Below are 10335 nucleotides of genomic sequence, written 5' to 3'. Positions count from 1 at the left end.
CCCGGGCCCCCTCCTCTCTAAGTCCGGCCGGCTCAGCCCTTGATGAAGGGCTTGACCGCCTTCAGCACCTCGTCTTTGCTCTTGGGTGTCTCTGTGTTGCCCATGAAGACCCCGCCTTCAGCCTTCAAGCCGAGCAGATCGCCGATCACGGCGGCGTGGCGAGCCTCGACGCCGAAGATCCCCGCCGCAGCCTGCAACAGCGCCTTGTCCTTGATGAACCCAGCCGCTCCCAGGTACGCCTGCACACCGGTGTTCTCGAAGACGTGCGCGAGCTTCAAGAAGCTCTCGCGGTTCTTGTAGGCCCCTCCGAAGTCGACCTTCGGCGCAGCAACGGGCTTGCCGCCGATCTTCTTGATCGTGTCGCTGAGGAGCACGACGTGTGCCTGCTCGTCGGCGCCGATGCGCTTCGCCAGCGTGCCCTCGGCACCCGACAGCAGGTTCTTTGCCAGGCCTTGCTTGTAGAACTCGGCCTCCAGGAACTCGAGGGTCAACGCGTAGTTCAGCACGTCGACGTCGTCCTTGAAATCGGACCCTTGCGCGAAGACCCAACGGCCTCCGAGCATCTGCAGAGCGACCGTTGCCGGGATGACGGCAGCGGAGCCCTTGAGGAATGACCTTCTGTCCATGTCGCCTCCCTTAACCCTTGATGAACGGTTGCGCGGCCTTCAGGACCTGCTGCATGCTCTGACTCTTCTCCAGGGGCGCCGGGAAGGGCGGGTTTCCGATCAGGTTCGCGAGCACCGCCGCGTGACGTGACTCAACACCTGCGATCGAGGCCGCTGCCATGAGGATGTCCGGCGTCTTCACCTTGGTCACCTGGCCGTGGTAGGCGGTGACCCCCAGCTCTTCGAACGTGGACGCCGTCGCGAGGAACTTGTCGCGGCTGTCGAACGTGCCGGCTGGGTACTTCGTGCCGGGAGCGGATACGGGCTTGCCCCCTAGGTCCTTGATCGTCTGCATCAGAGCCTGCACGTGGGCGGCCTCATGCGCCCCGATCGCTTTGACGAGCTCCATCTCCCTGCCGCTGACCGCCTTCGCCTGGATCCCTCTCTTGTAGAAGTCGGCCTCGAGGAACTCGAGGGTGAGGGCGTAGTTCAAGATTCCGAGATCGCTCTCCGGCACCTGCGCGCCAGCATCTGCGTCGTCGGTTGCCTCGACCGTCGGCTCCTGGCTCTCCGTAGGAGCGGCACCGGTCGCGCCGTCCGTCGGTGTGACGGTGTCGCCGCCGTCGTCGCAGGCGACGCCTCCCAGTGCCATCAAACCGCCGACACCCACCATGCCCGCGTACTTGAGGAAGTTCCTTCGATCCCCCTCGTTGTCGAACTGGATGACGGGTTCGCCGTCGAAAAGTTCCTGCTCCCTCGTTCCCACAGGCACCATCCTCTCTGTAGCGCGGAGCACCCGGTACGGGCGCTAAAGAGGGATTCGTCCGGGTTGTACGGAAAGGATTGGTTGGACCGGTTCTGTTCCGTTCGAAGAGGTGGTTGAGCTCAGATCGAATCGACGACGGGGGCACCCGTCGGCTGCCGCGAGCCGCCCTCGGGCTCGATGGTCACCAGAGCCCCATCGAACTCGTCGAACGGGCGAGAGAGCTCCAGGACGACGGCGTCGCCGGCGGATTCAAAGGTGGTGACGCCCACGAGGCGCGAGCCGTCCTTCAACCAGAGCTGGTACACCCGGCTGCCGGGGGCCTCGGGCAAACCCGAGGCAATGAAAACCGCCCGCCCATCGCGCGGAACGAGCTTCGCGAGGGCAGAGGCGCCGCTGAGAGCGATCCCCTCTTCCCGCAACAGAAGCTCGAGCGCCTGGTTCCTCCTGGTTAGCTCCTCATTGGCGGCCCGGAACCTCGACCACATAGCGGTTCCGGCGGCGACAGCGATCGCCAGCGTGACGGCCGCGACCGTCGCCGCGGCCGCGAGGCGGGAGCGCGAGCGCGCCCGCTCCCGGGGACGACCCGCGCGAGCGGTCGCCAGGATCTTCGCCTCCAGTCCCTGAGGAAACTCTGCCGCGTCGGCGGTCGCCAGGATCTTCGCCTCCAGTCCCTGAGGAAGCTCTGCCGCGTCAGCAGAGGCCAGCACGTGGATGCCCTCCTCCAGGAGCGACAGCTCCTCCAGACACTCCTGGCAGGATTCCAGATGGCGTCTCACCCGAGTCTCCTCGGCTGAGGAGGCCACCCCTATCGCGTAGGGCGCAAGCAGCCCTCTCAGCTCGTCGTGGGCGGTGGTTGCTTCGGTCACGGAAGCTCCTGGTCCTTCCGCAGGTTGATCAGCGCGTCCCGAAGTCGGGTCTTGGCGGTTCCCTCGGGTATCCCCAGCTGCTCCGCCACCTCGCGGACGGTGCGCCCTCCGAAGTACACGAGGACGATGATCTCCCGCTGGAGCTCGCTCAACTGCTCGAGAGCCGCCCGCACGTGGTGCCTCCTCACCACCCCCTCTCCGGTGTGGTCCCGCTCGTCGCTCGCGGCTGCCTCGAGCGACTGCTGCCTGCCGGAACGATCGTCCCCGTCGCGCCTGACCTCGAGGTGCCGGATCCGATCCACCGCCTTGTTCCGGGCGATCGCCAGCAGGAGGCCGCTCAACGAGCCACGCCCCGGATCGAACCGTGACGGCCGCGTCCAGAGGTCGACGAAGACGTCTTGCGTGACCTCCTCCGCGAGCGCGGGATCGTGCAGGAGGCGCCAAGCCCTGGTGAAGACGGCGGGGCCGAACAGCTGGATCGCGTCCCTGAGAGCTCCCTCGTCACCTTGTTCCAGGCGCCGGATCATGTGGATATCTCCGGCGCGTAGAGAAGAGGGCTGCAGCGGAGCGGGGCGGCGCGCGCGCAGAGCCTCGTCCGCGTCACGCCCCTTCTCGATGTCCACCGGCGCAGATTAAACGGCCGCCGGCAGAACCTCCGTCACGAAGACCAGGGCGTCGTCCTCAACGTCCACGTGCACCACGTCGCCCTCGCGGAAAGTCCCATCGAGAAGCTTCAGCGCGAGCTCGTTCTCGATGCTCCGCTGGATCAGTCGCTTCAGCGGACGCGCGCCGTAGGCCGGGTCGTAACCCTGTCGCGCGAGGTGGCGCTTCGCGTCGTCCGACAACCGCAGCTCGAGGTTCCGCGCCGCAAGACGCTTCGACAGCCCTTCCAGCTGGATCTCGACGATCCGTTCCAGGTGCTCCATCGACAACCGGTGGAACACGATGATCTCGTCCACCCGGTTGAGGAACTCCGGCTTGAAGTGATCGCGGACGGTCGCCATGACTTTGTCTTCCATCGACTGATCTGACTCGTCGGCCGACAGGATCCACTGCGACCCCAGGTTCGAGGTCATGATGACGACGGTGTTCTTGAAGTCGACCACTCGGCCGTGGCCGTCCGTGAGGCGGCCGTCGTCGAGGATCTGCAGCAGGGTGTTGAAGACGTCCTGGTGCGCCTTCTCGATCTCGTCGAGCAACACGACCGAATACGGCCGCCGGCGAACCGCCTCCGTCAGCTGGCCGCCCTCGTCGTAGCCGACGTAGCCCGGAGGCGCGCCGATCAGGCGGCTCACCGTGTGCTTCTCCATGTACTCGCTCATGTCGAGACGGATCATGGCGCGGTCGTCGTCGAAGAGGAACTCCGCCAGCGCGCGGGCGAGCTCGGTCTTTCCGACACCCGTGGGGCCGAGGAATATGAACGACCCGATCGGCCGGCTTGGGTCGCCCAGCCCGGCGCGGGCACGCCGGATCGCGTCGGCTACCGCTTCCACCGCCTCGTCCTGCCCGACGACGCGCCGGTGAAGCCCGTCCTCCATCTTCACGAGCTTCTCGACCTCGCCCTCCATCAGCTTCGACACGGGGATGCCCGTCCAGCGCGCCACGACCTCGGCGATGTCTTCCTCGTCGACCTCCTCTTTCAGGAACTTGCGCTCGCTCTGTAGCTCGGCAAGCTGCTCGTTCGCCACCTGCAGCTCACGGTCGAGCTCGACGAGCTTGCCGTAGCGGAGCTCCGCAGCCCGCCCCAGGTCGCCGTCGCGCTCGGCGCGCTCGGCATCGCCCTTCACCTGCTCGATCTCTGCCTTCAAGGACCGGATGCGCTCGATCGCCGTCTTCTCTTGCTCCCAGTGCGCCTTCATCCCGTCCATCTCTTCGTGGAGCCCCGCGAGCTCTTCCTCGAGCCGCGCCAGCCGCTCCTTCGACGCCGCGTCGGTCTCCTTGGCCAAAGCAGCCTTCTCGATCTCGAGCTGCTTCGCACGCCGATCGAGCACGTCGATCTCCGTCGGCATCGAGTCGATCTCGATGCGGAGCCGCGAGGCGGACTCGTCCACGAGGTCGATCGCTTTGTCGGGAAGGAACCGCCCGGTGACATAGCGATCCGAAAGCACCCCGGCCGCGACGAGCGCGGAGTCCTGGATCCGGACACCGTGGTGCACCTCGTAGCGCTCCTTCAGCCCGCGCAGGATCGCGATCGTGTCGGGCACCGACGGCTCTCCGACCAACACCGGTTGGAAGCGTCGCTCGAGAGCGGGGTCCTTCTCGACGTGCTTGCGGTATTCGTCGAGCGTCGTCGCGCCGATCATCCGCAGCTCGCCTCTCGCCAGCATCGGCTTGATCATGTTGCCCGCATCGACAGAACCCTCGGCGGCCCCCGCACCCACGACCGTGTGCAGCTCGTCCAGGAAAGTGATGATCTCGCCGTCGGAGTCCGCGATCTCCTTCAACACAGCTTTCAGTCGCTCCTCGAACTCACCGCGGTATTTGGAACCCGCCACCATCGAACCGATGTCAAGCGACACCAGCCGCTTGTTCTTGAGCGATTCCGGCACGTCGCCCGCGACGATCCGGTTCGCCAGCCCCTCGGCGATCGCCGTCTTACCCACGCCGGGCTCCCCGATCAGGACGGGGTTGTTCTTCGTGCGGCGGGACAGAACCTGGATCACGCGGCGGATCTCTTCATCCCGTCCGATCACCGGATCGAGCTTCCCGCGCCGCGCTGCCTCGGTGAGGTCACGCCCGAACCGCTCCAGAGCCTGGTACTTCTCCTCCGGCGTCTGGTCGGTAACGCGGTGCGATCCACGCACCTCCTTCAGAGCAGCGAGCAGCTTCGGCTTGTCGACCCCAGCCTCTCTCAATACCTGCGCGCTCTCGTCTCCCTGCTCGATCAGCGCGAGCAATAGGTGCTCCGTCGAGACGTAGGCATCGCCGAGACCTTCCGCCTCGCGGAAAGCGGCCTCGAGCAACGACCGGAGGCCCTGGGAGAGGTAGATCTCTACCTGTCCGTACACCTTGGGGACGCGGTCGAGAACGGCGTCGAGCCGGGTCTTCAGCGTCCGCGGCGCCACGCCGAGCTTCTGCAGGATCGGGAAGACCACCCCCTCCGGCTCGCCGATCAGTGCCGCGAGCAGGTGCGCGGTCTCGACCTGCTGGTGGTTCAGATCCCCCGCCAGCTTCTGAGCCGCGGCGAGAGCCTCTTGAGATTTCAGCGTCAGCTTGTTGATGTCCATCGGTCGTACCTCCGTGCTCCTATTCCGTCGCGACCGGCGGCACCGCGAACGTGCGGCGGCGCCCGGCCTGGTCGAGGAAGTCGGCCTTCATCGCCCGGCGGACCCGGCGGACGTCCCGCAGCGGCACCAGCGAGTTCCTGTCGCGGGCCCCGATCGCTTCCTGCACCTGCTGTCTGACGTTCTCGAGCTCGTCTAGCGCGTCCTCGTAACGCGCTTCCGTTCGCTCGAGCCTTCGCTCGAGCTCGATGATCCGCATCACACCCGCCAGGTTTATGCCCTCCTGGGTGAGCTCCTGGATCCGCCGCAGCCGAGCTATGTCGCGCTCCGAGTAACGGCGGGTGTTCCCCTCGGTCCGGTGCGGTTGCACGAGGCCTTTACGCTCGTAGACACGGAGCGTCTGCGGATGCACCCCCGCCAGCTCGGCCGCGATCGAGATGACATACATCGCTTGATCGTTGCGATCGGCCCCTCTTGCCATCTTGTCCTCCTACGATGCCTTCTGACCGGTGGCTTGGTTGATCTGGTCTTCGAGGTGGCGGCGGGGCGATTCCTCGTGAACCTCTGCGAACTGCTCGAGCAGTTCTTTCTCACGCCGGTTCAAGCGAGATGGCACCTGAACCTGGATCTTCACCAGGAGATCACCCTTGCCTCCGGCCGAACGCGGGCCCCCGCGGCCCCGCACGCGCAACGTCTTGCCGTTCGGCGTGCCCGGCGGAACCTTCACCGTCACGACGCCATCGAGCGTGGGTACCTCCACCTTGGCGCCGAGGGCGGCCTCGGTGAAGGTGACCGGCAGGTTCACGATGAGGTCACCATTGCGCCCGCGTGCAAACACAGGATGCGGCTCGACCCTTACGCGTACGAACAGGTCGCCTTTCGGGCCGCCGCTGGGTCCGCCGGCTCCTCGTCCCGCGACCTTGATCCGCGCACCGTCACCGACACCGGGCGGGATCTTGACCTTCCCCCCTTGCGGGACCGCGACCGTCGCACCGTTGACGGCATCTTCGAAGCTGAGCGTGATCTCGGTCTCCAGATCATCGCCGCGAGCCGGCCCGCGCGGACGGAACCCGAAGCCGCCCAGCAGATCGTCGAAGATCGTGTCTGCACCCGCGGCACCGTCGCCGAAGAGGTCGCCGATGTTGACGCGCACGTTCCCGCCACCTCCGGGCGCGTTGTAGAAGCGGCGGCCGCCAGACTCCATGAACTGGCGGATCTGGTCGTACTCCGCGCGCTTCTCCTCGTTCGACAAGATCGCGTGGGCTTCGGAGATCTCCTTGAAGCGCGACTCCGCGCTCGCGTCGCCCTTGTTCGCGTCCGGGTGGTACTGCTGAGCGAGCTTGCGGTACGCCTTCTTGATCTCATCCTTCGACGCGTTCTTCGTCACGCCGAGGACCTTGTAGTAGTCCTTCTCCGCCCAATCGCGCTGAGCCATGACTAACCCTCCGCTGCCTCGGCCCCGGACTCCGAAGCGTCTACCGGCCGCGCCACCACCACCATGGCCGCGCGCAGGACCTGGTCACCCAGCTTGTAACCGCGTCGATAGACCGAGCGACAGATCGCCTCCTGCACCTCCGGGTCTTCGCGGGAATCGACCGCTTCGTGCACGTGAGGATCGAACGGGACACCCTCCGCAGGGATCTCCTCGAGCCCCTGTGCCTCGAGCGCCGTCTTCAGCTCTTTGTAGACGAGCTCCATGCCGCCGGTAGCCTCGTCGTGCTGCAGGCCCCGCTCGAAATTGTCGAGCACGGGCAACAGCGACTCCAGGACGCGCGCCGTCGCGCGAGCGGCAGTAGCGGCCTGCTCCCTCATCATGCGCTTGCGATAGTTGTTGAAGTCCGCCTGCAGTCGCTGCAGATCGTCGAGGAAGTCGCGCTTCTCCGCTTCCCCGTCAGCGACTGCTGGAGCGACGGGCTCGCCGACCACCTCGGGGAAATCGGGCTCGTCACCGCCTGTGGGCGGAGCCTCCGCGGGCTCTGGAGCCGTCCGAGTGGAGGCATCGTCGCCAGGACCCGGATCGCCGTCGCCCGCGCGTCCGGTAGGCGATGTCTCCGCCGACACGGGATCCGAAGTTTCGGATGGCGGGGCCGATGCAACGCGCTTGTCAACTACCGGGATCCGGCGAGGCTCGTCCATCAGGCGCTCTTCTCCTCGCCGCCCTCGTCGACGACCTCGGCCTCTACGACGTCGTCATCGCCTGGAGTGCCGCCGCTTCCGGCGGCACTCTGGTCGGCCTGACTGCGCTGGTACAGCACCTCGGCGAACTTCTGCGACGCGGTCATCAGCTGCTCGCTGGTGTGACGGATGCGGTCGACGTCGGAACCCTTCATGGCCTCACGAGCATCCTCGAGGGCGTCCTCGACCATCTTGCGGTCGGCGTCGTCGAGCTTCTCGCCGTGCTCCTTGATCGTCTTCTCGGTCTGGTAGATGACGTTGTCCGCCTGGTTGCGGACCTCGACCTCTTCGCGCCGCTTGCGGTCCTCCTCCGCGTGCGCCTCGGCCTCGCGGATCATCTTCTCGATGTCGTCGCTGGCGAGCTTCGTTCCGCCGGTGATGGTCATCGATTGCTCTTGGCCCGTTCCGAGATCCTTCGCCGAAACGTTGACGATCCCGTTCGCGTCGATGTCGAAGGTGACCTCGATCTGCGGCATGCCTCGCATCGCCGGCGGGATCCCGACGAGCTGGAACTTCCCGAGCGACTTGTTTCGGTAGGCCATGTCGGCCTCTCCCTGCAAGACGTGGATCTCGACCGACGGCTGGTTGTCCTCCGCCGTCGTGAACGTCTCGGATCGCTTCGTGGGGATCGTCGTGTTGCGCTCGATGAGCTTGGTGAAGATGCCGCCTTTGGTCTCGACACCGAGTGACAGCGGCGTGACGTCCAAGAGCAGGACGTCCTTGACGTCGCCCTTGAGGACGCCGGCCTGGATCGCGGCGCCGACGGCGACGACCTCGTCCGGGTTCACACCCTGGTGCGGGTCCTTGCCGCCGGTGAGGTCCTTCACCAGCTGACGGACCTGCGGCATCCGGGTCGAACCACCGACCAGGATGACGTGATCGATCTTGTCGACGGAGATGCCCGCGTCCTTGATCGCCTGGTTGAACGGCCCCTTGCACTTGTCGAGCAGGTCTTCCGTCATCCGCTCGAACTCGCTGCGCGTGAGGTTGACCTCCAGGTGAAGTGGCCCCTGCTCGCTGGCGGTGATGAACGGGAGGTTGATCGTGGTCTGCTGCGCGGAGGAGAGCTCGATCTTTGCCTTCTCGGCCGCCTCCTTCAGACGCTGCATCGCCATCTTGTCCTTCGAGAGGTCGATCCCGTTCTGGTTCTTGAACGTCGTCACGAGGTGGTCCATGACCCGCTGATCCCAGTCGTCACCCCCAAGGTCGGTGTTGCCCGAGGTGGACTTCACCTCGAAGACGCCCTCGCCGAGCTCGAGGAGAGAGACGTCGAACGTGCCGCCACCGAGGTCGAAGACGAGGATGGTCTGGTCCCCCTCGCCTTCCTTGTCGAGTCCGTACGCCAGAGCCGCCGCGGTGGGCTCGTTGATGATCCGGAGCACCTCGAGACCCGCGATCTGCCCCGCTTCCTTCGTCGCCTGACGCTGCGCGTCGTCGAAGTACGCGGGAACGGTGATGACGGCTTCGGTGACCTTGTCGCCGAGGTATGACTCCGCGTCGGCCTTCAGCTTCATGAGGATGCGGGCCGAGATCTCCTGCGGGCTCCAGCCCTTGCCGTCGATGTCTACCGTGTGGCCTGTTCCCATCTCCCGCTTGATGGAGCGGATCGTGCGGTCGGGGTTCGTGATCGCCTGCCGCTTGGCGACCTCTCCGACCAGGATCTCGCCACCCTTGGAGAAGGCCACGACCGAGGGCGTCGTGCGCTGTCCCTCGGCGTTGGTGATGACCGTGGGCTCACCGCCCTCCAGCGCGGACACGACCGAGTTGGTGGTCCCTAGATCGATTCCTACTGCCTTTGCCATGATTCCCTCCCGTGGCTCGGGTTCATCTACATGTGAGTGCCTCTGATTATAGAATCTGAGTGCATCACTATCAACCTTGGGAGGGCGGTCAACATTCCAGACCTGCGGATCGTTCTAGTGGGACGCGACCTGAAGGATCGGGATCGTCTGTGGCGCGGGACCGAGCACCTGGAGCCGCGGACGGTCGCGGGCACGGGTCCGGACCGGATCGTGGAGTTCCTAAGAGAGAACGCGCCGGTCGACGTCGTGGTGCTCGACCTGGACGCCGGGGGCGCAGAGCTCCTGGAGGGGGTGGAGACGGCGAGGCACGAGGGCCTCCTTCCCTCTCGAATCCTCGGCTACTTCTCGCACGTCCGCGAGGACGTCGGTGCGGCCGCGGCCGCTGCCGGCGTGCACGCCTACCCCCGCAGTCGCTTCTGGCGAGAGCTTCCGTCCCTGGTGGAGGGGGTCGGCAACTAGCCGCGGCGTCGGCTCAGGTGCGGGGGCTTGCCCCCGTGCTGTCTTCTCCCCGCTCGCCGTAAGTTTCGCGGTCCGTCGATTCTGCGGCGTCGCCGACGGCAACCGCGGCACGCTTCTCGTCGCCCTCTACGCCAACGGCCTGATCCGCCTGGTTCAGGATCTCGTCGAGGCAGCTCGGGCACACCATCTTCTTGACCTCGCTGCCGCCCTCGTTGACGAAGACCTCTTTCTTCTCGCCCTCGCGGTGCTCGTTGCCGCACCTCTCACAGACAAACGTCGCGTCGCTCATGACTCACCTCCTGGTTGGTCCTGACTGGTCGAGCCCAGGTCCGTCGCCTCGCCTTCCTCGCGCGCGGGGCCGTCGGACGGCCCTTCGGTTGCCGGCTCGCCGTCGCCCTTCATGTCTCGGTCGTCTCGTTCCATCTTGCGCTCCTTTCG

The 10335-nt window shown here is 66.0% G+C and carries 12 protein-coding genes; 1 reads left to right on the top strand and 11 read right to left on the bottom strand.

What is annotated here, in order from left to right:
- Positions 1 to 32: 32 nt before the first annotated feature.
- The 9 genes from M3N53_10475 to dnaK form a co-directional block, all read right to left on the bottom strand.
- Positions 33 to 626 (bottom strand): ferritin-like domain-containing protein, encoded by a 594-nt coding sequence (locus M3N53_10475; GenBank protein MDP9068750.1) that lies wholly within the window; start codon positions 624 to 626, stop codon positions 33 to 35.
- A 10-nt stretch (positions 627 to 636) separates the two neighbouring features.
- Positions 637 to 1371 (bottom strand): ferritin-like domain-containing protein, encoded by a 735-nt coding sequence (locus M3N53_10470; protein MDP9068749.1) that lies wholly within the window; start codon positions 1369 to 1371, stop codon positions 637 to 639.
- Positions 1372 to 1490: 119 nt separating this feature from the next.
- Positions 1491 to 2237, bottom strand: a complete 747-nt coding sequence (locus tag M3N53_10465; protein MDP9068748.1) for an anti-sigma factor — start codon at positions 2235 to 2237, stop codon at positions 1491 to 1493.
- Complete coding sequence (locus M3N53_10460; protein MDP9068747.1) at positions 2234 to 2860, bottom strand: sigma-70 family RNA polymerase sigma factor; 627 nt, start codon at positions 2858 to 2860, stop codon at positions 2234 to 2236. The genes M3N53_10465 and M3N53_10460 overlap by 4 nt, the downstream gene beginning before the upstream one ends.
- Positions 2861 to 2869: 9 nt before the next feature.
- On the bottom strand, positions 2870 to 5464 hold the full coding sequence (gene clpB, locus M3N53_10455; GenBank protein ID MDP9068746.1) for an ATP-dependent chaperone ClpB: 2595 nt from the start codon (positions 5462 to 5464) through the stop codon (positions 2870 to 2872).
- 19 nt (positions 5465 to 5483) lie between these two features.
- Positions 5484 to 5942, bottom strand: coding sequence for a MerR family transcriptional regulator (locus M3N53_10450; GenBank protein MDP9068745.1), 459 nt, complete (start codon positions 5940 to 5942; stop codon positions 5484 to 5486).
- A gap of 9 nt (positions 5943 to 5951) precedes the next feature.
- Positions 5952 to 6896 (bottom strand): DnaJ domain-containing protein, encoded by a 945-nt coding sequence (locus tag M3N53_10445; GenBank protein ID MDP9068744.1) that lies wholly within the window; start codon positions 6894 to 6896, stop codon positions 5952 to 5954.
- Between the two features lie 2 nt (positions 6897 to 6898).
- Positions 6899 to 7597 (bottom strand): nucleotide exchange factor GrpE, encoded by a 699-nt coding sequence (grpE, locus tag M3N53_10440; protein ID MDP9068743.1) that lies wholly within the window; start codon positions 7595 to 7597, stop codon positions 6899 to 6901.
- Positions 7597 to 9438, bottom strand: coding sequence for a molecular chaperone DnaK (gene dnaK, locus M3N53_10435; GenBank protein MDP9068742.1), 1842 nt, complete (start codon positions 9436 to 9438; stop codon positions 7597 to 7599). Before dnaK ends, grpE begins: the two co-directional genes overlap by 1 nt.
- Before the next feature lie 117 nt (positions 9439 to 9555).
- On the opposite strand from dnaK, the gene M3N53_10430 reads away from it, so the two are divergent.
- Positions 9556 to 9897, top strand: a complete 342-nt coding sequence (locus tag M3N53_10430; GenBank protein MDP9068741.1) for a hypothetical protein — start codon at positions 9556 to 9558, stop codon at positions 9895 to 9897.
- Between the two features lie 13 nt (positions 9898 to 9910).
- Here M3N53_10430 and M3N53_10425 read toward each other — a convergent pair whose 3' ends face one another.
- Together M3N53_10425 and M3N53_10420 are read right to left on the bottom strand one after the other, a co-directional pair.
- Positions 9911 to 10186: a hypothetical protein gene (locus M3N53_10425; protein MDP9068740.1), complete on the bottom strand. Its 276-nt coding sequence runs from the start codon at positions 10184 to 10186 to the stop codon at positions 9911 to 9913.
- A complete protein-coding gene (locus M3N53_10420) occupies positions 10183 to 10320 on the bottom strand; it encodes a hypothetical protein (protein MDP9068739.1) in 138 nt (45 codons plus the stop codon). The genes M3N53_10425 and M3N53_10420 overlap by 4 nt, the downstream gene beginning before the upstream one ends.
- Positions 10321 to 10335 lie beyond the last annotated feature (15 nt).

This window comes from Actinomycetota bacterium, from assembly GCA_030776625.1.
In the GTDB taxonomy this organism is placed as follows: Bacteria; Actinomycetota; CADDZG01; order CADDZG01; family WHSQ01; genus MB1-2.
The sequence above is the reverse complement of the archived record's forward strand: the minus strand, read 5'-3'. Positions and strand labels throughout refer to the sequence as shown.

Excerpts from the sequence above, each read along its gene's own strand:
- M3N53_10475 (MDP9068750.1), bottom strand. The coding sequence starts at position 626 with ATGGACAGAAGGTCATTCCTCAAGGGCTCCGCTGCCGTCATCCCGGCA.
- clpB (MDP9068746.1), bottom strand. The coding sequence starts at position 5,464 with ATGGACATCAACAAGCTGACGCTGAAATCTCAAGAGGCTCTCGCCGCG.
- M3N53_10450 (MDP9068745.1), bottom strand. The coding sequence starts at position 5,942 with ATGGCAAGAGGGGCCGATCGCAACGATCAAGCGATGTATGTCATCTCG.
- M3N53_10445 (MDP9068744.1), bottom strand. The coding sequence starts at position 6,896 with ATGGCTCAGCGCGATTGGGCGGAGAAGGACTACTACAAGGTCCTCGGC.
- grpE (MDP9068743.1), bottom strand. The coding sequence starts at position 7,597 with ATGGACGAGCCTCGCCGGATCCCGGTAGTTGACAAGCGCGTTGCATCG.
- dnaK (MDP9068742.1), bottom strand. The coding sequence starts at position 9,438 with ATGGCAAAGGCAGTAGGAATCGATCTAGGGACCACCAACTCGGTCGTG.
- M3N53_10425 (MDP9068740.1), bottom strand. The coding sequence starts at position 10,186 with ATGAGCGACGCGACGTTTGTCTGTGAGAGGTGCGGCAACGAGCACCGC.
- M3N53_10420 (MDP9068739.1), bottom strand. The coding sequence starts at position 10,320 with ATGGAACGAGACGACCGAGACATGAAGGGCGACGGCGAGCCGGCAACC.